The sequence below is a fragment of the Peptostreptococcus russellii genome, assembly GCF_900110295.1.
Lineage (GTDB): Bacteria > Bacillota > Clostridia > Peptostreptococcales > Peptostreptococcaceae > Peptostreptococcus > Peptostreptococcus russellii_A.
The window spans coordinates 41,507-67,717 of sequence record NZ_FODF01000005.1 but is presented as its reverse complement, the minus strand read 5'-3'; the positions used below and the strand labels follow the sequence as shown (position 1 = coordinate 67,717).

Sequence of the window (26,211 nt, the reverse complement as noted above, 5' to 3'; positions counted from 1 at the left end):
TTACAATCTATTTAGATATATTTCTAAATAGATTTGTGGAGGTGAGGTATTTTGGGATTTGCTGAAACGTTTAAAGCTTTTTCTGATCCTATAAGAAGGGAAATTCTAAATATGCTTAAGGACGGTAAGATGTCTGCAGGGGATATTGCAAAACATTTTGATATGACTGCTGCTACAATATCATATCATCTGAAAATATTGAAAAAAGCGGACCTTATTGTAGAATACAAGGTAAAAAACTATATATTTTATGAACTAAATACATCAGTAATTGAAGAAATTATGTGCTGGTTATCAGATCTGAAAGGAGATAAGAAAAATGAAAAAAAATAAAGTTTTTTTGATAACATCGATTATTACAATTCTTCCAACTATAGCAGGTTTATTAATTTGGAATAAACTTCCAAATTCAATAGCAACTCACTTTGCGATGAATGGAGTGGCAAATCAGTTTAATAGTAAAAGTTTTACAGTTTTTTTTATACCACTGATTCTTTTGGCTGCCCATACCATATCTTATTTTGCAACATCTATGGATAAAAGAGAGGACAAAGTAAGCAAAAAGATGAAAAATATATTATTCTGGATAATACCTGTTATTTCATGTATTGTTATGGGAAGTATATATATGAAAGCATTAGGATATAATATCAATATACCGATGATTGCTATTTTGTTGGTATCAATTATTCAGGTGTTAATAGGAAATTATTTACCAAAGTGTAAACAAAATGGAACTGTAGGAATTAGAGTAGCTTGGACCATGAAAAGTGAAAAAAATTGGAATAAAACACACAGATTTGCAGGCAAGCTATATGTGCTTTCTGGTTTCTTATCAATAGTATTATCTTTGTGTGGATTTAACCATATGTATATATTTTTTATTGTAATGATTTCAATGTTTTTACCGATAGCATATTCATTTGCTATTAGAAAAAATATATAAAGTTATTGACAATTCATTTGAATACATATATAATTGATTATAAATTAATAATAACCGGTGATGAAGAAAGTAGCGCAGATGGATTTTCAGCGAGCTAGGAGTTGGTGTGAGCCTAGTATTGAAGTTTGAAGTGAAGAGAGCTTCGGAGGTTGCTAGATGAAACTAAAGTACTTTAGCAGGTTTCCCGCCTTAAGGGTTTGAGTGGATAGACTATCTATCAAAAAGAGTGGTAACGCGGATTATTCGTCTCTTGGGCATATGCCCAAGAGACTTTTTTTATACACACAATCCGGATATGTGTATAATGGTGAATAATTTTGTTTTTATCTATAATGATAGTTTATCAATAAGAGTGGTAACGCGATAATTCGTCTCTTGGGCATATGCTCAAGAGACTTTTTTTATAGGCCTTTATATAATTATAGTAATTTTAATTTGCAAATAAGTTAGTCCTAGGACATATAAAAATATATGTATGAAAAGAGGAAAAACAATGGAAAAAATAGTTTTAGCATATTCAGGTGGATTAGATACATCAGTAATAATACCTTGGTTGAAGGAAAATTATAAAAATGCAGAAGTAATAGCTGTTTGTGGAGATGTTGGTCAAGGTGACGAAACAAGTGAAGTATATGAAAAAGCTCTAAAAAGTGGAGCATCAAAATGTTATATAGTGGATTTGAAGGAAGAGTTTGTAGAAAATTACGTTTGGAAGTTAATAAAATCTTCTGCAAAGTACGAAGGAAAGTATCTTTTGGGAACTTCTGTTGCTAGACCTTTGATATCTAAGGCTTTAGTAGAAGTTGCTGAAAAAGAAGGTGCAAAATACATTTGTCATGGTGCAACAGGAAAAGGAAATGATCAAGTTAGATTTGAATTAGCTATAAAAGCCTTGAATCCAGATATAAAAATAATTGCTCCATGGAGAGTATGGGATATAAAATCTCGTGAAGATGCAATTGATTATGCTAAAAAGCATAATATTGAAATTGGTGTTACAAAAAAACGTCCGTATAGTATGGATAGAAATGTTTTACATCTTAGCCATGAAGGTGGAGATCTTGAAAATCCGGCAAATGAACCAATAAAAGATTTGTGCTTAATATCTCAAACACCAGAAAATGCAGCAGAGACTCCGGAATATGTAGAGATAGAGTTTGAAAAGGGTGTAGCAGTTGCTATAAATGGAAAAAAGATGAAGGCATTGGAATTGTTGGAGTATGCTAATAATATAGCGGCAAAGCATGGTATAGGAATATTAGATATGGTAGAGAATAGATTAGTAGGAATGAAATCCAGAGGAGTATATGAAACTCCAGGAGGAACTTTGCTTATGGAAGCACATACTTGTCTAGAATCTCTTACTTTAGATAGAGATACACTATCATTTAAATCTCATGTAGCGATTAAGTATTCAGAATTGTTGTATGATGGTCTTTGGTTTACACCGCTTAAAGAAGCGCTTGATGAATTTATAGACAGTACACAGAAAACTTGTACAGGTATTGTAAAAATGAAATTATATAAAGGAAATTGTATATCAGTTGGAATGACTTCACCATACTCTTTATATAGCGAAGATTTGGCTACTTTTGGAGAAGATGACATATATAATCAGGCTGATGCAGAAGGCTTTATTAATCTATTTGGTTTACCTTTGAAGGTTAATTCAATGATGAAGAAAAAGAATGGAATTAAATAAATGATGAGGAAAAAACAAAATCAAAAAAGGAGTAGTTTTATGGAAAAACTTTGGGGAGGAAGATTTCAAAAAAATACAAGTAGCTTGATGGAGGACTTTAATTCATCTATAGAATTCGATTCGAAACTATATGAATATGATATTTTGGGAAGTATTGCTCATGCAAGTATGTTGGGAAAAGTAGGAATTATATCTAAAGACGAGGCAAAAGAGATAGTAAAGGCATTGAAAGAAATTAAGCTAGATATAGAATCAGGAAATGTAGAGTTTAAAACAGAGCATGAAGATATACATATGAATATAGAAGTATTATTGACAGAAAAAATAGGTGATACGGGAAAGAAACTTCATACAGCAAGAAGTAGAAATGACCAAGTAGCATTGGATGTAAGGATGTATGCCAGAGATCAAGTTGAGGAAATAATAGGACTTTTAAAAGAATGGTTAGAAACACTAATAGAGATTTCAGAAAAAAATATAGACGTGATAATGCCAGGCTATACTCACTTACAAAGAGCACAGGCTATACTATTTTCTCATAATATAATGGCATATGCACAAATGGCGAAAAGAGACATAGAAAGATTAAAATCTTGGTTATCTATACATAATGTACTGCCTTTAGGTAGTGGAGCTCTTTCAGGAACTACATTTCCCATAGATAGACAGATGATTGCAAATATGTTGGGATTTGACCAAATTTGTATGAATTCTATTGATGGTGTAAGTGATAGAGATTTTATTATAGATTTTTTAGGCAATGCAAGTGTTGGAATGATGCATTTAAGCAGAATGTGTGAAGAGTTAATTATATGGTCAAGTCAGGAATTTCATTTTGTAGAGATGGATGATCAATATAGCACAGGAAGCTCTATGATGCCACAGAAAAAGAATCCAGATGCAGCAGAGTTGGTAAGGGGGAAGACGGCTAGGGTATATGGAGATTTGATCAATATATTGACTTTGATGAAAGGACTCCCACTAGCCTATAATAAAGATATGCAGGAAGATAAAGAATGTTTATTTGATGGAGCTGAAACTTGGATAAAATGTATTAAAATTATGATTCCAATGGTTAAGACTATGAAAATATGTGACAAAAATATGGAAAATGCTGCAAAAGGTGGATTTACTAATGCGACTGACTTTGCTGACTATCTAGTGAAAAAAGGAATGGCATTTAGAGATGCCCATAAAGTTACTGGAGAAATAGTACATTATTGCATTGAAAAAAACATCAATATAGAGGATGTAGATATCGATAAATTTAAAGAATTTAATTCTATAATAGAAGAAGATCTTTATGATTTTATAGATATAAAAAATTGCTGTGAACTCAGAAACTCTATTGGAGGAACAAGCTCTAATCAAGTTTTGAAATCTATAGAAGAAATGAAAAAATATATAGAGAAAATATAAGAAAAAGAGGCTTATTATAAGCCTCTTTTTAAGAGTTGAATTTTATAGAAAATATATGAAAATTTCAGTTGATTATTTAAATAGTTACTGAATTATTTAGTTAAGGATATGTAAAAGCTTATAGTGTAGTATGATATGAAAAGAGAATATAATAATTATAAATTGGAGGTAAATATGCAGAACTTTAATTATCATACACATACATATAGGTGTAAACATGCAGTTGGAGATGAAATAGACTATATAGAAACTGCTTTGAAAAATGGATTTAAGCATTTAGGATTTTCAGAACATTGTGCTTATGAAGATTGGGAATGTTCTCCAGGTAGAATACAAGTTGGTGAAATGGATGAATACTTTGATAGCATTAATAGGGCAAAAGAAATGTATAAAGACAAGATTGAAATATACAGAGGTCTTGAGATAGAATATTTCCCGGATTTGAAAAATTATTTCTTAGAGCTAAAAGAAAAGTATGATTATTTGATAGTTGGAGAACATAGCCTAGATAAAAATGGAAGAGATGTAGATATTGTATGTAGTGATGAAGATGCAAAACTATATTGTAAGTATATTTGTGAATCTATAGAAAACAAAGTTGCAGATTATGTTGCTCATATAGATTATTTTATGTTGGGAAGATATGACTTTAATGATACTTGTAAATCTGTTGTAAAAGAAATTGCATCATGCGCAAAAGTATACGATTTGCCGGTAGAATTGAATCTTAAGGGAGCTGCCTATGGAATAAAAGAATATGATGGATATAAGTCATATATTTATCCACACAGTAAGACAATAGAGATCTTGGCAGAAGTAAATCCAACAATAGTAATCGGTTATGATGCTCACAATCCCAAAGTTCTTGAAAAAAGAGAATTGGAAAATGATATAAGAAAATGGGCAAAAAGCTATGGCTTAAGAGAGCCTTTAGAAGAATACATAATTAAAAAAAGAAAGTAAAATAAAAGAACATAATAGAGAACAGTTATTAAGACCTTATTGATATATTAAGAAAGTGAATCGATACAATTTTGAAAAAACGCTTGAAAGAGTCTTTTTTAGCGATTACTTCTTGAAGTTTCTTCTATTGAAAAGTATGATTTAAGATAGAGGGTATTTTTAAATATTTATAAAAATATATAATAAGGAGAGTTTATATGGAGTTTAATAATTTAAAAAGACAGTATAAGATTTTAAAAAAAGAAATAGATGAGCATATTGCAGAAATTATGGCAGATGCTAGATTTTTAAATGGAGAAGAAATAAAAGAATTAGAAAAAAAATTAGCTGATTATGTGGGAACTAAATATTGTGTTTCTTGTGGAAGTGGTACTGATGCTCTTATGCTCTCATTTCTTGTATATGGAGTAGGAAAGGGAGATGCAATATTCTGTCCTGATATGACTTATATTGCTTCAGTTGATCCTGGTTGTATAATAGGAGCAAGTCCAGTTTTTGTAGATATAGATTCAAAGACATACAACATGGATCCTCGAAAATTGGAAGAAGCGATATTAAAAGTAAAAAAAGAAGGAAAATTGAAGGCGAAGGCAGTAGTAGCAGTAGACTTTTTGGGAAATCCCGCAGCCCTAGATGAGATATCTGAAATATGTAAAAAACATGATGTTATACTTATTGAAGACGCTGCTCAAAGCTTTGGTTCAACATACAAAGGAAAAAAATGTGGAGCTTTTGGTGATATAGCATGTACAAGCTTTTTCCCAACAAAGCCTTTAGGATGTTATGGTGATGGTGGAGCTATATTTACCAATGACGAAGAAATGGTAAAACTTCTTGAATCTTATAAAGCTCATGGAAAGGGCAAGGAAAAATATGATAATATAAGAATAGGAATTGGATCAAGAATAAATACAATTCAAGCAGCAGTTCTTCTTCATAAATTTGATTTATTTGACAAAGAATTAGAGACAAGACAAAATATAGCCAAGAAGTATGATGATTCTTTAAAGGATATACTCGAAATACAAGAATTAGAAGAGGGTGCAAAAAGTGCATATGCTCAATATGCAGTTCTTGCAAGAAACAATGAAGAAAGAAATTATATAATAGAGAAATTGAAAGAGAATGAAATTCCTGCGATGATATATTATCCTAAGGGAATGCACAAAATGAAAGTATTTGAAGAATTTTCGGAAGGGGATTTTACAAATTCAGACAGATATGCCGATTGTAATATTTGTATACCATTTTCTCCGTATTTGAGAGAAGATGAACAGGAATTAGTAATTGAAACTATAAGAAAAGCTGTATTAGAAAAAAGAAAATAAATAAGTGTTTATAAAAAAGAGGCTTTTTAAACTAGCCTCTTTTTATATTAAAAAAATACTGCATAAATAACTATTTAAAAAAACTATTTGATAATAAAAACTAATAGATATTTTATATTTGTTTTAAATTTAAAAGCTTGGTAAAATTAAATCAAATATAAAATATGGGGGGAAAAAATGAATAAAAAATTTATTGTAAGTGCTATTGTTGTTTCAGTAATGTTATGTTTGAATTTGAATGTTTATGCAGATAAAAGTGACAATATTGAAAGAATCGGTGGTGTGGATCGCTATAACACAGGGGTAGAATTGAGTAAAAAGATTTATTCGAAGTCAAAAAAGGCGATTATTGTAAGTGGAGAAGATTATCCAGATGCATTATCTGGAGGAAATATTTCTATGACTGAAAATATTCCTTTGTTTATGACTCAAAAAGACAAATTAAATAAGGAAGTTTTTAATGAGTTAAAGCGTCTAAATGTTAATGAGGTCGTTATTGTAGGTGGTAAAAATTCTGTATCAGATTCTGTTGAAGATAACTTAAACAAAAATTTTTCAGTATCGAGAATATATGGGAAGGATAGAGAAGAAACATCCTTAGAAGTTTACAGAAGGATTAGTAGAAATAGAAATATAGAGACTGTAGGTGTATCAAATGGGCATAAATTTTCTGACTCTTTAGCAGCAATACCTTATTTAAATCAAGAAAATGGAATTCTAATATTATCAAATGGTGAAAATATAAGTAATAAATTAGAATTTGTATTGGATAATAAAAAGGTGATATTATTTGGTGGAGAAAATTCTATATCTAATAAGTTTAAAAGAAAGATAAAAAGTACAAGAATATCGGGAAATGATAGGTATGAAACTGCTGAGAAAATAGGAGAAGAATTTTGTAAAAACAATGGAAAAACTCTTGAAAATATGAGATATTTAATAATAACAAGTGGTATAAATTATCCAGATGCGTTATCATCAATACCATTGTCATTAAATAAAAGCTGTCCAATTATATTTTCAAGTCCAGATTCAATAAAGAAGATAGGATTTACTAAGTATGGAAGAAAAATATTTATTGTTGGTGGAGAAAACAGTGTAAATAAAAGTATTGAAAATAAATTAAAAATAAATGAAATTTCTGATGAAAATAAAAATACTTCATCTAAGTCTAATTCTAAAGAAGAGTATATAGATATTCCAGACAAATTATTTTTAAAAGTTTTAAATAAAAATATAGATCCTAAAAGAAGTGATAATCAGAAAATAAGTAAAAATGATATGTTAAAACTTAAACAATTAAGTGTATATGGACCTAATACAGTTGACATAACAAATATTAAGCCAAATCAAAAAAGAGAAGAAATTATACCAATGAAAAAAATTGATAGTAAATGGATGGTTTCAAGAGGAATGAAGAGCATAGAAGGAATACAATATGCTAAAAATTTAGAAGCAATAGAGATTTCTGAGTGTGAAATAGAGAATATAAAACCTCTTAAAAATTTAAAAAAACTTAGATATATAGAAATTGACAGAAATAGAATTAAAGATATAAATGCTCTTTCTGGGTTAACAGAATTGAATCATTTAAAATTGTATAATAATCTGATAACGGATATAACTCCTTTAAGTAAGTTAAAAAAACTTAAATATTTAGACATACATTACAATGTAGATAATAATGGTAAAAATGGTATTTCAGATATATCTTCTTTAAAAAATTTAAAATCACTAGAGTTTTTAGATGTTTCAGCAAATCATTTGAAAAATATAGATGTTCTTAATGAAATGCCTAATCTTAAGATGGTGGATTTTAGTAATAATAATATAGATGATTATACAAAAATTCAAAATAAAATAATTGAAATTTCTCAAATAGGATATGGGAACTGTGGATTTTTTGGACAAAATTATGATATAAATAAGAAGTATGAGATTCCTCCAGAAGGAGGAGAAATTGTTATCAAAAACCCAAGTAAGGGATTAAAGAAAATAGCAATGGAAATGTATGAAATTCCGACTTTCTTTACAGAGTTTGATGCAAAAATAAAAAATAGTCTTAATTCCGGAAATACAGATGTATTTGAGAATGAAAGAATAATAAAATCCATTATAAAAAGTATATCCTATGATGAATATAAAGATCAATTTATAATAAATATACTTCCAAATAACACAGATGAAGATAGAAATCAAGAATTAGGATTTACTGGAAAAACAGAAGAATATGCATGGAATTTTTTAGGTATAAAAATTAATCAAAAACACATAAGTGACAAAACTGAAATAAAAATGGATATGGAAACGAAAAAATTCTATGTGGATCTTTTAAATAAATATAATAAAACTGAAAAAAAATATGTAAATTTAACTGATGAAGCATCTATAGATTATAAAAAGATTGATTATAACACTAAAATAACAAAAGGAGACATGAAAAAACTTAGAGTATTTACTGTAGTCGACAGGGATGTTAATGATAAACTTGTAGATCCTCTTAAGTATGCAACTAATCTTGAAGAATTTCAATGTATGCTAAACAATAAGGAGTTAAAAAGAGAGTTAAAAAATTTTGATTTTTTAAGTTCTTGTAAAAAATTAAAAAAATTATATTATATTAATCAAGATTATAAAGAGTTAAACAAATCAGGGGCTGTAGATTTAAGCTCTTTAGGAAATAATAAAGATCTTGAGGATTTTAGGATGAATGCAACAAATACTAGCGATATATCTGGTATTAAAGATCTTAAGCTGAAAAATTTATCATTAGAGGAAAATAATATATACAGTGTATTTAATATTATAGGTATTGATACATTAGAGAGATTGGATTTAGAAAATAATAAAATATCAAACTTAAATGGATTTGAGAATCTTAAAAATTTAAGAACATTGTATGTGTATGGAAACAATATAACAACTTTGAAACCACTTTATAATCTTAATGAATTGGAAGCTTTGCTAGCAGAAGATAACAAAATTAAAAATATAGATGGAATAGAAAATCTTAATCTATATAGATTAAGATTACAGGGAAATCCTTTAGAAAATAATTATATGGATTCTATAAAGAAAATGAAAAATATTAATCATCTGTGTGTTGGAAAAATAAACACTGAGGATTTTAATTGGTTACAGTATAATTTGATAAGACCAGAGAACAAAATAGTAAGTGATTTAGAAGAGAATAATCCTAGAGAAGAATTTTTCGAGAATTTAGATTTAGAGTATGAGGTAACAAAAGATGAAATAAAAGAAAATAAAATAATAATAGTAGATAATAAACTTAAATATGCTGATGGAAAGTATATATCCATAGGCAAAAATAAAAATGTGAATTTCAAAAATGACAAGATAGAAATTGATATAAGTAACATTACAATAAGTGAAAATAATAATATAGTTAAATTTGCTTTAAATTACGATGAAGAAAATAATGAATATCAATATAATAATGGATATTATGGACAACCTTCACATATAGAAGGGAAAATAAACTTAATTATAAAATTAAAATAGAAAAATTTATATGTTAGTATAAGGTGGTAGTATTTTTAATTTACTTTATTTATAATTTATTAAAAATGAAAACCGGATTTTTTATTGAAAAAAGGGGTATCTCTAAAGGAAAGAGTAGTTTATAGAAGTTATAATTTGAAAAGAGGAATACTATGAAAAAAATATTGAACTTTATACTAAAGATTTTTGAAAAATCAGGTGGATGTTGAAGAGGCAAAAAGTTATAAATATGCGGTGCATTTTAACAAAGAAGCAGCAAATTTGCTGCTTCTTTGTTAAAATAGAATATATAATTTATTAATTTGCTGTTTTTTTAAATTTAGCTATAATGAGCTTTTCTAGAAGGTATAGTAGACAAACTATAAGTATACCAATTAAAAGCCCCGTAAATCGTCCTACAATAGCTCTATCTGTGTTAAAAATAATCAAAGAGGCATTGATAGCCGACACTGTATTTATAAATTGTTTATACTTGTATTCATCAAGGAAAGATCCTATAAAGTTAAATAAAAATACTACAACTATACCAGATTCAATAGGAAGTATATATCTAAACGCTATAACAAAAAATATAGAACCTAATATTGTTCCCATTACTCTGTATTTAATTCTAGAAATCATCTCTTGTGAAGTAAATTGTGTAAGAGAGACTACTACAATTGTAATCCAAAGTGGTTTTTGGCTTTTTAGTATAGTAGAAAGTATCAATGCAAATGAAACCCCAAGGGTCATTCTAAGTGCAGTATTAACGTGTTTAAGACCTTTGCGAAGTTGCTCTACAAGTGTCCTTGAACCATCTGCTCCATATCCCTTTTTAGTCCATTGTATATAAGTACATACCATAATAATAAATGTACCTATTAATGTAGCTGCCATTCTTATTTTAAACCCGTCAAAATCAACTGGGACTGATTCATTAAATATGAATGGAAGAAGCATTATAACATTCATCTTTAAGTAAGTAGGTTCGCTAGTAGCTGCCATAACTAAAAATACAAACACCAAATTAAAAGGTAGTGCAATCCAAGGTGAAATAGTATTTAGTTGAGCCATTATTGTAGAACCTATATAGCAAAAGGCAATGACTGCCATCATAGCTTTCTTTGTCATTCCAGTATCACAAGCAGGAAACATAACTAAACCCACATAAATTGATACAATTATTAGGGTATTCTCCTGACCAAAAATCTTTATAAAAGTTAATATGAAAATCATCATAAAAACAAACATTTTAACATTGTTTAAAAAAGTAATTAAAAAAGATTTTCTATTAGTATTTTCTTTCATATATTACCAACTCCTTTTTTACTAGCAAATACTATACCATTTTTTTATTTTTTTTTCAATAGCTTATTTTTAAAATATTTCAATTTTTTTATTGTAAACATTTTTATAAGCAAATAAAAAGCGAAAAACCATATAGCGATAACACAAATCAATCTAGTAATAAAAAATACATGCTCAAGACTAAAGTTCCCAGAAGAGAATATGTAGCTTGAAATTAGAAATCTAGAATCACTATAAAAATCTTTTGAAAGTATGACAAGAATAATCATTAAAAAAAATTGTTGCAATACTGCTCCAAGGCTATAAAACCTGGATTTGACAAGTCTTCTTTCATAAATATTAAAGTCGTCATCATTCAAGTAAGAATCAAGTGCCAAATTGTTACCAATAGATATGAATGTGCAAGAAAATAAAACACCAAGTAGGTAGCAATTTGGAATTAAAACTATAGTTAAGCTTAACATTGTAGCTATGATACATAGTATTTCTATATTTCTGTTAGGAAGTTTTTTTATTAAAAAAGTTTTTAATAAATTTGAAATAATAAGAGATAAAGCTATCATAAAATATGATAAGCTTACATATTTATACTTTCCAATTGCAGAAAAATAAATTAAGCTATAAATTGTAAAAAAATTTCTACTAGCGCCATACCAAATTGATTGTATGGATTGTATCTTATATTTTTTCTTTTTATAAAAAAGATCTGTTAGTATAAGAAGGCAAAAGGCAATAAGCATATAAGCAATATATGATAGATTAGAAGTTTGCTTTAAGGCAACAGTAAAAAATGTCAGTATAAATATAAAAATACTAGGTAAAAAATATCTAAAAGCAAGTCCGTGAGGAATAAACATTTTATTACTTTTAAAACTATTAGAGATGTCCAAGTTAAAGATGAAACATGCACTAAAGGATATTGAAATAGCAAAAATAAGAAAAACGAAATTGATATTTATTTTTTTAAATATTATAGAAAATATCATAAATAAAGCTAAAAAAATATATCCTTTTAGTGATGATTTTTTATATTTCCATTTATTCTCTCTTTTTAAAGAATCTTTTACCGTTTTATAAAAAGGAATATATACAGAGAGCCCAACCCCAATTAAAGAAGCAGAAATACTATAAAAAATAGGGTCTATAGAGCTAAAGAAACTCAAAAAAGAACCTAAAACAGCAATAGAGATGGCTATTTTAAGAATTTTATAGGGGTTGCAGATTTTACCAAATCCCTGTATAGCAAAAGTACCAGCTTTTTCAAAAGCATAAAGTAAAACAAAAGGTAAAATATACTCATACTCTCCAAAGTGATTAAAAAAAAGACTTGCAAAAACAATATTGGGCATAATAACAGCACCTTCTGAAAAGGCCTCAGCCATAAAAATAAAAAAGTTCATAGAAATCTCCTCTATAAGAAATTTTAGTTATACATATATTATAGAACATATTTAGATAAAAAACACTTAATTAACAATCATATTATAAAAAGTTTATAAATATATATAAGCATAAATATTTTATATTATATATAAATACGAATGAAGTTTTTAAAAACAATTAAAATCTTTGATATAATATATAAAGTATAGAAGTTTTAATTTTAAATTTAAAATTCGGTATTAAATACTATGAAAAATAGGAGTGATAATTTGAAAAAAATAGAAGTAGTGGCGGCAGTCATTGAAAAAGATGGTTTAATACTTGCAACTCAAAGGGGATATGGAGAGTTTAAAGGGAAGTGGGAATTTCCAGGTGGAAAAATAAAAAATGGGGAAACTCATGAGGAAGCATTAAAAAGAGAAATTAAAGAAGAACTAGACATAGAAGTTAAAGTAAAGGACTTTATATTAACTGTAGATTACGACTATCTAGATTTTCATCTAACAATGAGTACATATTATGCAAATATAGTAGAAGGAGAAATCTCTCTTTTGGAACATATGGATATGAAATGGTTAAAAAAAGAAGAGCTAGAAAAAGTAGACTGGATAGACGCAGATATAGAAATAATAAAGAGTATCAATACACTGAATAATAAAGAAAAGTTAAATAGTATGTTTAATGAAGAAGTGAACTTTTATTATGAAACAAAAAATGAGAAATTAATTTTAGGAGATTGTTTTGAGATTTTAGAAAATATAAAAAAAGAAAGCATAGATATGATATTTGTAGATCCACCATATTTTTTAAGTAATGGAGGTATATCATGTAGTTCGGGAAAAATGGTTTCAGTAAACAAAGGTAAATGGGATAAATATATAGATATAAATAAAAAACACGAATTTAATAAAAAATGGATAAAATTATGTAAAAAATGTTTAAAAGATAATGGAACAATTTGGGTAAGTGGTACATTTCACAATATATATTCTGTAGGTATGGCATTAGAAGAAGAAGGTTTTAAAATAATAAATAACATAACTTGGCAAAAAACTAATCCACCACCTAATTTATCTTGTAAGTGTTTTACACATTCAACGGAAACTATTTTATGGGCAAAAAAAGATAATTCTTCCAAATATACATTCAATTATAAGTTAATGAAGGAAAAAAATGGAGGAAAGCAAATGAAAGATGTGTGGTCAGGTAGTCTTACGAAACCAACAGAAAAAAAAGAGGGAAAACATCCAACTCAAAAACCAGAGTATTTGCTAGAAAAAATAATTTTAGCTTCTACAAATGAAAATGATATTATTTTAGATCCATTTTCTGGTTCAGGTACGGCAGGTGTTGTATCTAAAAAATATAACAGAAAGTATATTGGGATAGAAGTAGACAAAACATATATTCAAATAGCGAAAACAAGGATAAAAAATCAAAATAAAGATATAACAAAAAAGTAAAATGACTATATAGTAATAGAGTTGAAAAATTGATATTCTTTATTAAATAGAATATAATCTATAAAGAGGTATGAAAGTAAATTTAAATAATATTATAGGAGTATATATGAAAAAAAATGATATAAAGCCATTTATAAAGTGGGCTGGTGGAAAAGGACAACTTGTAGAAACGATTAAACAAAGATATCCAATGAAAAAATATAAAATAGATAAATATATTGAACCTTTTATAGGAGGAGGGGCAGTTTTATTTGATTTATTGGGTGAGTATAGTTTTAAAAAAATATATATTAGTGATATAAATGAAGAATTAATTAATACGTATGTAATAATAAGAGATGATGTTGAAAATTTAATACTTATTCTCGAAAAAATGCAAGCAGAATATATTTCTCTTGATGAAATAGGGAGAAAAGAATATTTTTATAAAATAAGAGAACAGTATAATGATGAAATTTTAAGTGAAAAAAATAAAGTAAAAAAAGCTGCGTTATTTTTATTTTTAAATAAAACATGTTTTAATGGTCTATATAGAGTAAATAAGAAGGGAAAGTTTAATGTTCCAATAGGATCATATAAAAATCCTAAAATATGTGATAGTATGAATTTAAGAAATGTATCTAAAAGTTTAAGTAATATTGAAATAAAAAATTCTGACTATAGAGAATGCATTGATTTGGTAGATGAAAAAACATTTGTTTATATTGATCCACCATATAGACCGCTAAATAATACATCCAGTTTTAAATCATATTCTAAAAATGATTTTAATGATAATGAACAGATTGAATTGGCAAAGTTTTATAGAGAGTTAGATAAAAAGGGAGCTTTTGTAATTTTAAGTAATTCAGATCCTAAAAATATAGATGAAAATGATGAATTTTTTGACGATTTATACAGTGATTATAATATAGAAAGAATAGAAGCAAAGAGGGTTATTAACTCTAAATCATCTAATAGAGGAGCAATTAAAGAAATATTAGTGTCTAATTTTAAAGTAGATAGATAGGGGGAAATAGTGAGAAATTTTGATGATTGGCTAAATAATTTTAGAGAAAGTATATCAGGATATGATTATTATATAGATTTTAAAAAAGTGTATGAAAATGTTGAGGAGATAAAAATTGAATTGAATATATTGAATTCATTAGTTGGTTCAAAGGATATAGAAAATGATTTTGAACGTATTATTTTACATTATCCAGAAACCTTGAAATGCATACCTATTTTGCTTGCGGTGAGAAATACGGAAATATATGCTCAGGATGATTTAGGTGCATATATTTATAACTTTAATAAAAAAAATCAAACTTTAGAACAATATAAAATTTTTATGAAAAAAACAGGTTTATTTGATTTAATTTCCCGAAAAATAGTTAATAATTTAGTAGACTATGTTTTAGGAGTTGAAACTGGATTAAATTCAAATGGCAGAAAAAATAGAGGCGGTCATCAAATGGAAAATCTTGTAGAACGATACATAGAAAAAGCTGGATTTATAAAGAATAAAACATATTTTAAAGAAATGAGTATTAAGGAAATAGAAGAAAAATTCAAAATAAATTTATCCACAATTTCAAATAATGGTAAAACAGTTAAAAGATTTGATTTTGTAATTAAAAGAAATAACACGGTATATGGTATAGAAACAAATTTTTATGCAAGCGGTGGTTCTAAATTAAATGAAACAGCTAGGAGCTACAAACAGATAACTCAAGAAGCTAAAAATATAGATGGATTTAAATTTATGTGGATAACAGATGGAAAAGGTTGGAAGTCAGCAAGAAATAATTTGAGAGAAACATTTGAAGAACTAGAATTACTATTCAACATAAATGATTTACAGGAAGGTGTGTTAAATAAGTTATAAATTTAATTGAGGTGGACTGTATTGAAAGAAAAAAAAATAAAATGGGAGCCAGAAAACTTTAATTTGGAATTAAAAAGTGTATGGAATTTTCCAGAAAGAGGAAATTGGGCAACACATGACAATAGCTGGAGAGGGAATTGGTCTCCATATATTCCTAGAAATATAATTTTACGATATTCAAAACAGCATGATGTTGTGCTTGATCAATTTGCTGGTGGAGGAACAACATTAATCGAAGCGAAATTGTTAAATAGAAGTATTATTGGTGTTGATATAAATGATATAGCTTTAAGAACGTGCAAAGAAAAAACGGCATTTTATAGTAGAGGTTTATCATTTGTTGAAATATTAAAAGGAGATGCCAGAAATTTATACTTTATAAAGGATAGAAGTGTTGATTTAATATGTACTCATCCACCTTATGCGAATATAATACAGTATAGCAGAGATACTAAACATGATCTTTCTACTATGACAGTAGAAGTATTTTTAGACCAAATGGATTATGTGGCAAAAGAATCGTATAGAGTTCTAAAAGAAAATAAGTATTGTGCGATATTAATGGGAGACATAAGAAAAAATGGATTTGTACAGCCATTGGGCTATTCTGTGATGAATATTTTTATAAAAAATGGATTTACTTTAAAGGAAATTATAGTAAAAGAACAACACAATTGTAGAAAAACAGAAATGTGGGTAGAAAAAAGCTTAAAATATAATTTTTTATTATTATCTCATGAGTATTTATTTATTTTTAAAAAAGTACATTGATATAATAAATAATTTTTTATAAATAAAGATAAAAAGGCTATGATAAAGTAAAGATTAGATTACTTTATCATAGCCTTTTTGAATTTAAATTTAAATTATGGGTATAAAAGGAAATAAATATTAATAATATTTTAATAGAGCTTATATTTATAAAGTAGTGAAATATTTCTAGATATATTATATACTTATAATAAGTAAAAACTTTAAGATATATAATAAAAAATACAGGAGGTCGTTATGAACACATTGTTAAAACAATACAGAGCTTTAATAGAAAATGAAAGTGATATTATAGCAATTATGTCGAATACATCGGCATTTATTTATGAAAATATGAAAAATCTAAACTGGGCAGGATTTTATATTATGAAAGATGGGGAACTGATATTAGGTCCTTTTCAAGGAAAAGTTGCATGTTATAGAATAAATCTTGATAGAGGTGTATGTGGATATTGCGCTAGAAATAAGGAGAGTATAATTGTTGATGATGTTCATAAATTTCAAGATCATATAGCTTGTGATAGTGCTTCAAATAGCGAGCTTGTAGTTCCTGTAATAAAAAATGAAAAGCTCTTTGCTGTAATAGATATTGATTCTTTTGAATTTGCTAATTTCAGTGAAGATGATAAAAAGTTTATAGAAAGAGTTGCAGAAAATTTTGCTGAGAAACTTTAAAATATAATTTAGTGTGGAGGGGAATTATGAAGGTTTTAAAAAAAGTGTTGGCAACTAGTATGATTATTACTTTAGGTTTAGGTCTTGTTGCCTGTAATAAGGATGATAAGAAGGCTACAGATTCTTCAAGTGAGTATAAAATAGGGGTTTTGTCAATAGATGATAGCTTTCCTATTTATGTAGCAAAAGAAGAGGGCTTATTTGAAAAAGAAGGCGTAAATGTTAAGGTAGTTCCATTTAAATCCAGTTCAGAAGAGAGTCAGGCACTTGAGTCTAAAAGTATAGATATGATGATGAATGATATGGTTGTTCAAAGTCTTTTAAAGAAGTCTAACACAGATACGAAAATACTTGCTACTGCATATGGTGCAAAGCCCGAGGAAGGCAGATTTGTGGTTTTAGTAGCTCCAAATAGCAATATAAAAACTGCAGAAGAATTCTATGGTAAAAAAGTTGGAATATCTAAAAATACAATGATGCAATATCTTATGGATTCATATTATGATTATTTAAAATTGGATATAAACAAAGTTGATCTTGTAAACATACCTAATTTGCAGACTAGAATGGAATCTTTGCTTTCTGGTAAAATAGATGGAGCAATACTTCCAGATCCACTTGCAAGTCTTGCAATTAAAAAGGGAGCAATTCCAGTAATAGATGATACAAAGTTAGAAGAAAACTTTTCTCAGTCGGTTATAGTTGTAAGAGATGATGTATTAAAATCTAGAAAAGAAGATACAGGTAAGGTTATGAAATGTATATATACAGCAATGGAAGAGATAAATAAAGACCCGAATAAATATATGGAAGAAGAAAGAAAATTCTCTAGAGTACCAGAGCCACTAAAAGAAAATTATCCAATGCCTCATTATAGCCCTAATAAAGTTCCTACAAAAGATGAGGTCAAGAGAGTACAAGATTGGCTTGTAAAAAATAAATTAATAGACAAGCAGTTTGATTATGATGCTCTTGTTGGGAATTTAAATTAAAATGAAAATATTAGAGCTTAATATAGAATATTTTGCATATGATAAGGACCGCTTTGAGATTAAATCTTTGAGCGGTCAATCAATTTCAGTAAATAAAGGTGAAAGAATAGCTGTAATAGGGGCAAGTGGATGTGGGAAAAGTAGTTTATTAAAGATTATTTCAGGTTTAGAGAAAAATTTTTCAGGATTTATTAAAAAAGATGCAAAGACAAGTTTTGTTTTGCAAGAATATGGTCTATTTCCATGGAAAAAATTAGGACAAAATATTGCTCTTCCTCTTAAATTAGAAAAAAAAGACAAAAAATACATAGATAAAAAGGTCTCTTTCATATCTAAAACTTTAGGTATAGAAGAAATTTTAGATAAATTCCCTGACAATGTCAGTGGTGGTCAAAAGCAGAGAGTAGCAATAGCTAGAGCCTTGATTACAGATCCGGATTTGTTGCTTTTAGATGAACCTTTTAATTCTTTAGATTCTCTTACAAGGGAAGATATTCAAGATATGGTACTTAATATAGCGTCAAAAAGAAAGATGGCTTTTATTATTGTTACTCATAATATTGAAGAATGTGTTTATATGGCGGATAGGGTTTTAATTATGGATGCAGATGGAGATAATGAATTTATGGATATAGAAAGGGATGGTATTTCAAATAAAGATTTTAGAAATACTGCCCTATATTATGAACAAGTAAATATTTTGAGAAATAAGTTAAGAAGTAAGATGGGAGGGAATAATAGTGAAAAATAAAAAAGTATATTCGCTAATCTCTTTTATTTTACTAATAATGCTATGGTGGTTTATAAGTGCAATAGTAAAAAAAGACTTTATACCTAATCCATACGAATCTTTAATAGGATTTTTTGAAATTTTTGAAACAGAAAACTTAGTTCAAAATTTTTTAATATCTTTGTATAGAATTTTTGTGAGTTTTTTAATATCACTCTTAATAGCACTTCCTCTTGGAGTTGCTATGGGAAGGATCAGATGGATGGACAGCTTCTTTTCACCTATAGTTAATATGCTTTATCCGATACCCAAAATTGTATTTTTACCTATATTCGTTGTGTTTTTAGGTCTTGGAAATGCACCAAAGATATTAATTATTTCTCTAATAGTATTTTTCCAAATACTTGTAATTATAAGGGATGGAGTAAAGAAGATACCAGAAAGTTATTTCCTATCATTTAGAACTATGTCTCAAAGTAATGTTGGATTAATATTTCATGTTATACTTCCTGCAATAGTTCCAGATATAATTACTTCTTTGAGAGTAAGTGTAGGATCGGCTATAGCAGTACTATTTTTTGCAGAAACATTTGCCGCACAAGATGGTTTGGGATATGTTATTTTGGATACTATGGAAGCTAGAAATTATAATCAAATGTACGGAGGAATAATAGCTATGAGTATACTAGGAATATCTATATATGAATTGCTATCTATGGTAGAGAGAAAAATAACAGGAAAAAATAAATCTAGTTAATAAAAAAAGAGATAAAAAAAGAAAATTAAAAACTTAATTAATTAAATACTTCAAAATAAAAATGAAGTTAAAAAAGCTTTTATTGAATTAAAGAAAACTAACTGTATTAAAAAACTGAAAACAGTTAGTTTTTTTATTTAATATAAAATATTTTATATATAAAAATACATTGCTATTACTTTCTTATTATGTTATGGTAGAAGGGATATAATTCAGGAGATAAGGTGTGTTTATCTGCAAATAAATAATAAAATTGAATAAAAAAGATCATTCTACAGAGTACCTTAGCAAAGGCATGATGTGGAATTTATTTTTATACTTAAATATATTTTGAATTAAAAGTATTGATGAGAAGAATATATAAGAAGTAATTGAAAAGTAAATTAGTTTATATGTAGATAATCGAGGTTATCGATTGAAAATAAAAAGTAATTTATAAGGAAGGCGAAGGAAAATGGCTAAAAAGGAAACATCAAAGGTATATATGAATACACACTATGGTTCAGATAGTGAGGAAGAAATGATAGAATCTTTTTCAAAAAAAGAGGTCGAAGTAGACGAAGGAGAAACTATAAAAAACGGAGATAAGGTTAAAATTGAGGCTTTAGATAGTGGAAATGTAAAAATGTTCAAGATATGTATGAGCAAAGGAGAAAATTCTCCCGAAATATCAAAGATATGTATAGATAAAAAAGTTGGAGATGAAATAGAGTTTAAAAATAAGAAGTGTAGAATTTTAGAAGCTTTGAGATAGAAAGCTCATTTTTATTTTTGAAAATATTAAAATTTACAAGTTTAGGGAAAAAATAAGTGATAAATAAAAAATCGAATACTATAAAATGACAAAAACCGCTGTATGAAAATATAGCGGTATAATTTTATTTAAATAATAAAACTCTTGAATGCTTTAAAAAAGTTTTTATTAATGTTAGAATATTATGTATAGAATAATAAAAATAGCATAAAAAAGATCAGCAATTTATTTGTGATTTTTTGAGCATTGGAATAATATTTTAAAGCAGACACACAATATTAGGTGTTTTTATAAAAAGTGTGTATATGTTAATTAAAGGGGCAATTATTGGATATTTAAAGTTGTAATTTAGTAAGGAGAATATATATGAGGCAATATATAGTTAATACCTTTACAGAAGAAGTATTTGGCGGTAGTCCTGTTGCTGTTTGTATAGTAGAGTCATGGATTCCATCAAGTGATATGATGAAAATAGCAATCCAAAATAATCTTCCAGAAACAGCTTTTATAATAAATCGAGGAATATATTATGAATTAAGGTGTTTTAGTCCATATGGGGAGTTATATAAATTTGTAAATTCATCTCAAGCGGCTGCTTATGTATTATTTAGATTTTTAAGACCAGAGCTTAGAGAGATAAGTTTTAAAACAGCTAAAGTAGATATAAAAGTAAAGAGAAAATATGATAAAATATCAGTAAGTATACCTCAATTAAAGTTATTAGAACTAGAAACTTCATATGAGGTTGAAGAGGCTTTAGGCATTATGCCAAAGAGGATTTTTGCAGGTGCAGGTGGTTTTTTTGTATTTGAAAATGAGGAAGACGTAATAAACTTTAATCCAGACATAGATAAAATAGTGGAGTTATTTAATAGAGCTTATAGCTTACCAGAGAGAAAGAGCTGGACAAGGCATATTGACGATCTTCTTTCGGATAATGTGGATATGAGAATGGATTTAGAAGAAAAGTGTGTTTTATTTAGTGAACTATCATTTTGTATTACATCAATAAGTGAAGAAGCAGATTGTATTTCGAGGTACTTTTCTTTGGGAGACTATGTAACTCATGGATATGAATATCCCATTAAGTATGAAACTATGGTACCGTATTGGTTTGGAGAACTTAAAAAGGATAAAATTCTTATTAAACAAATTGATGCAAGAGACGCCTTACTTGAATGTAAAAATGTGTTTGATACAAAAATAGAAATAAGTGGTAAGGCTAGATTATATGCAATATCGGATATATATGTAGAATAAAAAAGATGGTTAACCATCTTTTTTGTTTTTTATAAATTATAATTTATTATTATAAAATAAGTTAGAATAGTAAATGAAAATAAGGTATAGAACTGAAAGGGAAATATGCTCAGTATAAATTTGTATATAAAAGTATAAGATAATAATACAATGAAAAGAGTTTCTCTATATGAATTAAATTAAGTATACTAAATAGCTATAACAATTATTTAAAGGCTTATATATGTTAGAAATATTTATGATGATTTAGTTATGAATTACGCAAAGAGAGTGATAAAAATAGACAATCCTAGCAAAAGTGATCTATCAATAATTACAGAAAAAGATTTTATTTAAATTTTTAATAAAACTATTGAATTTTAAATAAAACGTTGTTATTATTCAATTATGGAAAGTAAATTATCTTTTAAAAGTCAGGGGGAATAAATATGAAGATATTAAGAGAGCTTGAAAATAAAATAAGTGAATTTATAGATTCTGAAAGTAAAGAACTTGTCCTTAACTCTGACGAATCTATGCTTATATTTAGTTTTTCAGAAGAATATGAGAAGTTGATAAATGAAGCTCCCAAACATGGTATTGGAAATATTATAGCAAATTCATTTGGAATAAAGGATGTTTATTTAGGAGGAGCTTTAGACAGTAAAAAGGGAAAGCATTTTATGAAAATATACAAAATGCTTCCAGATAAAACTTCAATATACTTATCTATGTCAAGGATTTCTGATGTTAAATTTGATGAAAATGAAATACTAAATAGAATTTTTGTTGATGTAAAAAATATTGATATATGTAAGCTGGGAAATGATCAGATGATTCTTAAGAAAGAAGAATTATAAATTTCTAAAGCTGTATTTATAATTGAAAAGATAATATTGAGAATATCATTAGTAGATTAAAGAGGGAAATATAGGCATATTGCAGATATTTTCCTCTTTTGCATAAAAAATTATTGTAATTTAAAGAGTGCCTATTTTAATAGTTAGGAGGAAATATGAATGCTAAAGTAGATGTAAATAATATTTTTATAGAAAGTAGTAGGTTAATATTAAGAGCATATGGTGAGGAAGATTTAAATGATTTTTTTGAATATGCCTCTGAAAAAGGAGTCGGAGAAATGGCAGGTTGGAATCATCATAAAAATATAGAGGAAACAAAATCTGTTCTAAAAATGTTTTTAAATGAAAGAAAAACTTTGGCTATTGTGTATAAAGAAAATAAAAAAGTAATAGGTTCAATAGGGATAGAATATATTAGAGAAGAAATGCTAGATGAAGAATATGAAAAGCTTCTTGGAAGAGAAATTGGTTATGTACTTGCTAAGAAATATTGGGGTCAGGGTATTATGACAGAAGCGCTAAACGAGTTAATAAGATATTTATTTTTAAATGAAAAATATGACTTTCTAACTCTTTGCCATTCAAGAAATAATTATAGATCTCAAAGAGTGGCAGAAAAATGTAAATTTACTTTTATAAAAGAAGAAAAGATAAAAAATTCTAGTGGGAAAAATGAAATTATGAAAGTTTATTTATTAGAAAATATAGATAAAAACAAATTTTAGGCAGTAAATTTATTGACACTATAAGCTATTTATAAATATATAAAGGTACGAAAAAATTGTAAAAATTATAGAAAAAATGGTTTAATTAAGGTATAGGTGGTAAAATTATTTAAATATGTAAAATTGTACTTATTTTTTCAAGAGATCTTTCTACTTGGTAAATAAGCACTAAGATGAAAATTACAAAATTTATTATAAAGGAGGTGAGATAATGTCAATTGGTTTGATAATTACTATAGTGATTTTAGCGATAATAGTGATTTGGTTTATTAGTTCTTATAATAAACTTGTAGGTTTGAGAAATGATGCAAGAGAAGGATTTTCAACTATGGATGTTTATCTTAAAAAGAGATTCGACTTGATTCCCAATTTAGTGGAAACAGTAAAGGGATATGCTTCTCATGAGTCTAATACTCTTGAAAAGGTTATACAGGCAAGAAATAGTATAGCTAGTTCAACAACAATAGATGAAAAGCTTCAAAATGAAAATATGCTTACTGATACACTTCGCTCATTATTTGCTCTATCTGAATCTTATCCAGATTTAAAGGCAAATCAAAACTTTATAGATTTGCAAGAAAAAATTGATGGTGTTGAACAGGATATAGCAAACTCAAGAAAATATTATAATGGGACAGTAAAGGCTTTAAATAATGCCATAGAAATGTTTCCAAGTAATATAATTGCAAAGATATTTAAGTTTGAGGAAATGACAATGTTTGAAGTTTCTAATGAGGGGGAAAGAGAAAATGTTAAAGTTCAGTTCTAGTAAGTTTTTTAATGGACTGCAGAAAAAGAAGATTATACGAAACTGTATAAGTGTTATTTCTCTTTTTTCATTAGTATTGACATTATTGTCAGCTTCTTTAATAGCTGTTCATGCAAAAGATAAAGACGATGAAGATAAATATTCTTATAAGACAGATAGCTTTATTACAGAGATAAAAGCAAATAAAAATGATACTTTTGATGTTAAGGAGACTATAAATGTTGATTTTACGTCTCCTAAACATGGTATTTTCAGATATATACCAGTTTCTCTAGGTGAATACGATATAAAAGATATTGTCGTTCTAGGAGATACTTCAGATAAAAATACAGATTATAATTTGAAAAATAAAGTAATAAAAATTAGAGTTGGTAATGAAGATACTTTGCTAAAAGGGAAAAAGCAGTATATTATACAATACAAAATAGTAGGTATAAAGGCTAAAAAAGATGCTCCAGATTTTTTAAAGCTAGATCTATTACCGACTAGTTGGAATACTCCGATATCCTATGCAAAAACTTCTATTACAATGCCAAAGGATGTAGACTGGGCAGATGCAGATATTTACTATGGTGGGTATGGCTCTAAGCATAAACTAACTGATAACAAAGCATTTAATGTTAAATCAGATTATAGAACCTTAACTATAGAAACTAAAAATTTACCTGCCAATGAAGGTATAACAATTAGAAAGCAACTTGGGAATGGATATTGGTCAGGAGCACAAAATTACGATAATAAAAAGCTTTTTATGGCGATGATATTTGTGTTACTTGCCTTGCTTTCATTTATTCTTTGGTTATTATTTGGAAGAGAGCCAAGATATACTACTACAGTAGAATTTTATCCTCCTGAAGGAATGACTCCAGCAGAAATGGGATATTTGATAGATGGTAGTATAGATGATAAAGATATAATGTCAATGATAGTATACTATGCCAATAAGGGTTATATGACTATTGAAGACAATGGACCAAAAGGCTTTAAGTTTAAGAAAATCAAGGATATGGATATGGATGAAAAAAGATTCTCAAGGATATTTTTTGAATCTATTTTTAGTGAAAGTGACGAAGTTACAGAAAAAACAATGCCTAAAAATTTATCTGATAAATATTTTGTAGTAAAAGATATGTTGGAAGGCAGATTTATAGGAGAGAAAAGAATTTTTTCTAAAAAGTCAACAATGTCCAAATGGATTTGTATGATATTGATGACTCCGATGCCGTTTTTACTATCTTTTCTTATAGCTAAAATTGCAAATAATAGTACATTGATATTTTTTGGTGCTCTAGCTTCAATAATAATGATAATATGGCTTTTCTTTGCATCTAAGTTGTCCAATGGAAAAAATTCATTAACAAAAACAGAAAAAAGAGTTTATTCTTTTGTAAGTGTGATTTTACTATTAATTTCAACGGCAATAATTTTTGGAATGACATTTTTATTTGCAGAAGGAAAGTTTTTTTCAATAGTAGTAACGGTTTCGTATTTATTAACTTCATTCTTTGCAGTTAATATGAATGCGAGAACAAAAGAAAGTGCCAAAAGGCTTGGTAAGATTCTAGGATTCAAACAGTTTATTGAGACAGCAGAGCTTGCTAGATTAAAGGCTCTAGTTGGGGATAATCCTTCATATTTTTATAACATATTGCCATATGCATATGTTTTAGGATTGTCAGATGACTGGATTAAAAAGTTTGAACATATAAATATAGAACCAGCAGATTGGTATATATCTCCATACGGTGATATGTTTAATATGATGATATATATGAACATTATGGATAGCATAGATCATTCTATTGGAGATATAATTGATGATCAGATTTCAGAATCAAGTTCTGATTATGGAAGCTCTGGCGGTTTCGGTGGAGGCGGCTTTTCAGGAGGTGGCTTTGGCGGAGGCGGCGGAGGTGCCTGGTAGAATGATATAAAATAAAAAGAAACTGTGAAAAGAGAATTAATACTTAATATGGATAGCATATTAAAATATTATTCAAAATCACAGTTTCTTTTTTATAATCTAAGTAGATAATTCTTTTATTAAAAAATCTCT

General features: G+C 27.5%; 24 protein-coding genes and 1 other annotated feature. Of the genes, 22 read left to right on the top strand and 2 right to left on the bottom strand.

Features of this window, described 5'->3' with window-relative positions:
- The first annotated feature begins 51 nt into the window (after positions 1-51).
- The 7 genes from BMY82_RS04410 to BMY82_RS04380 all read left to right on the top strand — a co-directional run bounded on the left by BMY82_RS04410 (position 52) and on the right by BMY82_RS04380 (position 9,880).
- On the top strand, positions 52-333 hold the full coding sequence (locus tag BMY82_RS04410; RefSeq protein ID WP_091975100.1) for an autorepressor SdpR family transcription factor: 282 nt from the start codon (positions 52-54) through the stop codon (positions 331-333).
- Positions 320-946: an SdpI family protein gene (locus BMY82_RS04405; protein ID WP_091975098.1), complete on the top strand. Its 627-nt coding sequence runs from the start codon at positions 320-322 to the stop codon at positions 944-946. The genes BMY82_RS04410 and BMY82_RS04405 overlap by 14 nt, the downstream gene beginning before the upstream one ends.
- A gap of 48 nt (positions 947-994) precedes the next feature.
- Positions 995-1,200, top strand: a binding site (T-box leader).
- 239 nt (positions 1,201-1,439) lie between these two features.
- Positions 1,440-2,648, top strand: coding sequence for an argininosuccinate synthase (locus BMY82_RS04400; protein ID WP_091975096.1), 1,209 nt, complete (start codon positions 1,440-1,442; stop codon positions 2,646-2,648).
- 39 nt (positions 2,649-2,687) lie between these two features.
- Entirely contained in the window at positions 2,688-4,067 is a 1,380-nt protein-coding gene (gene argH, locus BMY82_RS04395) for an argininosuccinate lyase (RefSeq protein ID WP_091975094.1), read from the top strand.
- Positions 4,068-4,241: 174 nt separating this feature from the next.
- Positions 4,242-5,030, top strand: a complete 789-nt coding sequence (locus BMY82_RS04390) for a histidinol-phosphatase (RefSeq protein ID WP_242938910.1) — start codon at positions 4,242-4,244, stop codon at positions 5,028-5,030.
- Positions 5,031-5,227: 197 nt separating this feature from the next.
- Complete coding sequence (locus BMY82_RS04385; protein WP_091975090.1) at positions 5,228-6,358, top strand: DegT/DnrJ/EryC1/StrS family aminotransferase; 1,131 nt, start codon at positions 5,228-5,230, stop codon at positions 6,356-6,358.
- 177 nt (positions 6,359-6,535) lie between these two features.
- Positions 6,536-9,880: a cell wall-binding repeat-containing protein gene (locus BMY82_RS04380; protein WP_091975088.1), complete on the top strand. Its 3,345-nt coding sequence runs from the start codon at positions 6,536-6,538 to the stop codon at positions 9,878-9,880.
- A 297-nt stretch (positions 9,881-10,177) separates the two neighbouring features.
- On the opposite strand, the gene BMY82_RS04375 is transcribed toward BMY82_RS04380, so the two are convergent.
- Together BMY82_RS04375 and BMY82_RS04370 are read right to left on the bottom strand one after the other, a co-directional pair.
- A complete protein-coding gene (locus tag BMY82_RS04375) occupies positions 10,178-11,026 on the bottom strand; it encodes an FUSC family protein (protein WP_180366730.1) in 849 nt (282 codons plus the stop codon).
- 185 nt (positions 11,027-11,211) lie between these two features.
- Positions 11,212-12,567, bottom strand: coding sequence for a hypothetical protein (locus BMY82_RS04370; RefSeq protein WP_091975084.1), 1,356 nt, complete (start codon positions 12,565-12,567; stop codon positions 11,212-11,214).
- A 252-nt stretch (positions 12,568-12,819) separates the two neighbouring features.
- Between BMY82_RS04370 and BMY82_RS04365 the strand changes: the two genes are divergently transcribed.
- The 15 genes from BMY82_RS04365 to BMY82_RS04300 all read left to right on the top strand — a co-directional run bounded on the left by BMY82_RS04365 (position 12,820) and on the right by BMY82_RS04300 (position 26,079).
- Entirely contained in the window at positions 12,820-14,013 is a 1,194-nt protein-coding gene (locus tag BMY82_RS04365) for a DNA methyltransferase (protein WP_180366729.1), read from the top strand.
- A gap of 106 nt (positions 14,014-14,119) precedes the next feature.
- Positions 14,120-15,022, top strand: a complete 903-nt coding sequence (locus BMY82_RS04360; protein WP_207645477.1) for a DNA adenine methylase — start codon at positions 14,120-14,122, stop codon at positions 15,020-15,022.
- Between the two features lie 9 nt (positions 15,023-15,031).
- On the top strand, positions 15,032-15,883 hold the full coding sequence (locus BMY82_RS04355) for a type II restriction endonuclease (protein ID WP_091975078.1): 852 nt from the start codon (positions 15,032-15,034) through the stop codon (positions 15,881-15,883).
- 21 nt (positions 15,884-15,904) lie between these two features.
- Entirely contained in the window at positions 15,905-16,654 is a 750-nt protein-coding gene (locus BMY82_RS04350) for a TRM11 family SAM-dependent methyltransferase (RefSeq protein ID WP_091975076.1), read from the top strand.
- 237 nt (positions 16,655-16,891) lie between these two features.
- Positions 16,892-17,329 carry a GAF domain-containing protein gene (locus BMY82_RS04345; RefSeq protein ID WP_091975074.1) on the top strand — a complete coding sequence of 146 codons (438 nt, stop codon included), beginning with the start codon at positions 16,892-16,894 and terminating at the stop codon, positions 17,327-17,329.
- A 26-nt stretch (positions 17,330-17,355) separates the two neighbouring features.
- Positions 17,356-18,321, top strand: coding sequence for an ABC transporter substrate-binding protein (locus tag BMY82_RS04340; protein WP_091975072.1), 966 nt, complete (start codon positions 17,356-17,358; stop codon positions 18,319-18,321).
- 1 nt (position 18,322) lies between these two features.
- Positions 18,323-19,072, top strand: a complete 750-nt coding sequence (locus BMY82_RS04335; RefSeq protein ID WP_091975070.1) for an ABC transporter ATP-binding protein — start codon at positions 18,323-18,325, stop codon at positions 19,070-19,072.
- Positions 19,062-19,808 (top strand): ABC transporter permease, encoded by a 747-nt coding sequence (locus tag BMY82_RS04330; RefSeq protein WP_091975068.1) that lies wholly within the window; start codon positions 19,062-19,064, stop codon positions 19,806-19,808. Before BMY82_RS04335 ends, BMY82_RS04330 begins: the two co-directional genes overlap by 11 nt.
- 454 nt (positions 19,809-20,262) lie before the next feature.
- The gene (locus BMY82_RS04325; RefSeq protein ID WP_091975066.1) at positions 20,263-20,562 is read left to right on the top strand and encodes a hypothetical protein; all 300 of its coding nucleotides are present in this window, start codon (positions 20,263-20,265) and stop codon (positions 20,560-20,562) included.
- Between the two features lie 366 nt (positions 20,563-20,928).
- On the top strand, positions 20,929-21,822 hold the full coding sequence (locus tag BMY82_RS04320) for a PhzF family phenazine biosynthesis protein (RefSeq protein WP_091975064.1): 894 nt from the start codon (positions 20,929-20,931) through the stop codon (positions 21,820-21,822).
- A 219-nt stretch (positions 21,823-22,041) separates the two neighbouring features.
- The gene (locus BMY82_RS09725; protein WP_180366733.1) at positions 22,042-22,158 is read left to right on the top strand and encodes a hypothetical protein; all 117 of its coding nucleotides are present in this window, start codon (positions 22,042-22,044) and stop codon (positions 22,156-22,158) included.
- A 92-nt stretch (positions 22,159-22,250) separates the two neighbouring features.
- A complete protein-coding gene (locus tag BMY82_RS04315; RefSeq protein ID WP_091975062.1) occupies positions 22,251-22,661 on the top strand; it encodes a hypothetical protein in 411 nt (136 codons plus the stop codon).
- A 155-nt stretch (positions 22,662-22,816) separates the two neighbouring features.
- Positions 22,817-23,386, top strand: coding sequence for a GNAT family N-acetyltransferase (locus BMY82_RS04310; RefSeq protein ID WP_091975060.1), 570 nt, complete (start codon positions 22,817-22,819; stop codon positions 23,384-23,386).
- A gap of 211 nt (positions 23,387-23,597) precedes the next feature.
- Complete coding sequence (locus BMY82_RS04305) at positions 23,598-24,155, top strand: LemA family protein (RefSeq protein WP_091975058.1); 558 nt, start codon at positions 23,598-23,600, stop codon at positions 24,153-24,155.
- Positions 24,136-26,079 (top strand): DUF2207 domain-containing protein, encoded by a 1,944-nt coding sequence (locus tag BMY82_RS04300; protein WP_180366728.1) that lies wholly within the window; start codon positions 24,136-24,138, stop codon positions 26,077-26,079. Before BMY82_RS04305 ends, BMY82_RS04300 begins: the two co-directional genes overlap by 20 nt.
- The last annotated feature ends 132 nt before the right edge of the window (positions 26,080-26,211 follow it).

Coding starts and splice junctions, on each gene's coding strand:
- BMY82_RS04345 (WP_091975074.1), top strand. CDS start 16,892: ATGAACACATTGTTAAAACAATACAGAGCTTTAATAGAAAATGAAAGT.
- BMY82_RS04335 (WP_091975070.1), top strand. CDS start 18,323: ATGAAAATATTAGAGCTTAATATAGAATATTTTGCATATGATAAGGAC.
- BMY82_RS04360 (WP_207645477.1), top strand. CDS start 14,120: ATGAAAAAAAATGATATAAAGCCATTTATAAAGTGGGCTGGTGGAAAA.
- BMY82_RS04380 (WP_091975088.1), top strand. CDS start 6,536: ATGAATAAAAAATTTATTGTAAGTGCTATTGTTGTTTCAGTAATGTTA.
- BMY82_RS04370 (WP_091975084.1), bottom strand. CDS start 12,567: ATGAACTTTTTTATTTTTATGGCTGAGGCCTTTTCAGAAGGTGCTGTT.
- BMY82_RS04385 (WP_091975090.1), top strand. CDS start 5,228: ATGGAGTTTAATAATTTAAAAAGACAGTATAAGATTTTAAAAAAAGAA.
- BMY82_RS04315 (WP_091975062.1), top strand. CDS start 22,251: ATGAAGATATTAAGAGAGCTTGAAAATAAAATAAGTGAATTTATAGAT.
- argH (WP_091975094.1), top strand. CDS start 2,688: ATGGAAAAACTTTGGGGAGGAAGATTTCAAAAAAATACAAGTAGCTTG.
- BMY82_RS04340 (WP_091975072.1), top strand. CDS start 17,356: ATGAAGGTTTTAAAAAAAGTGTTGGCAACTAGTATGATTATTACTTTA.
- BMY82_RS04390 (WP_242938910.1), top strand. CDS start 4,242: ATGCAGAACTTTAATTATCATACACATACATATAGGTGTAAACATGCA.
- BMY82_RS04300 (WP_180366728.1), top strand. CDS start 24,136: ATGTTAAAGTTCAGTTCTAGTAAGTTTTTTAATGGACTGCAGAAAAAG.
- BMY82_RS04405 (WP_091975098.1), top strand. CDS start 320: ATGAAAAAAAATAAAGTTTTTTTGATAACATCGATTATTACAATTCTT.
- BMY82_RS04400 (WP_091975096.1), top strand. CDS start 1,440: ATGGAAAAAATAGTTTTAGCATATTCAGGTGGATTAGATACATCAGTA.
- BMY82_RS04325 (WP_091975066.1), top strand. CDS start 20,263: ATGGCTAAAAAGGAAACATCAAAGGTATATATGAATACACACTATGGT.
- BMY82_RS04305 (WP_091975058.1), top strand. CDS start 23,598: ATGTCAATTGGTTTGATAATTACTATAGTGATTTTAGCGATAATAGTG.
- BMY82_RS04320 (WP_091975064.1), top strand. CDS start 20,929: ATGAGGCAATATATAGTTAATACCTTTACAGAAGAAGTATTTGGCGGT.
- BMY82_RS04310 (WP_091975060.1), top strand. CDS start 22,817: ATGAATGCTAAAGTAGATGTAAATAATATTTTTATAGAAAGTAGTAGG.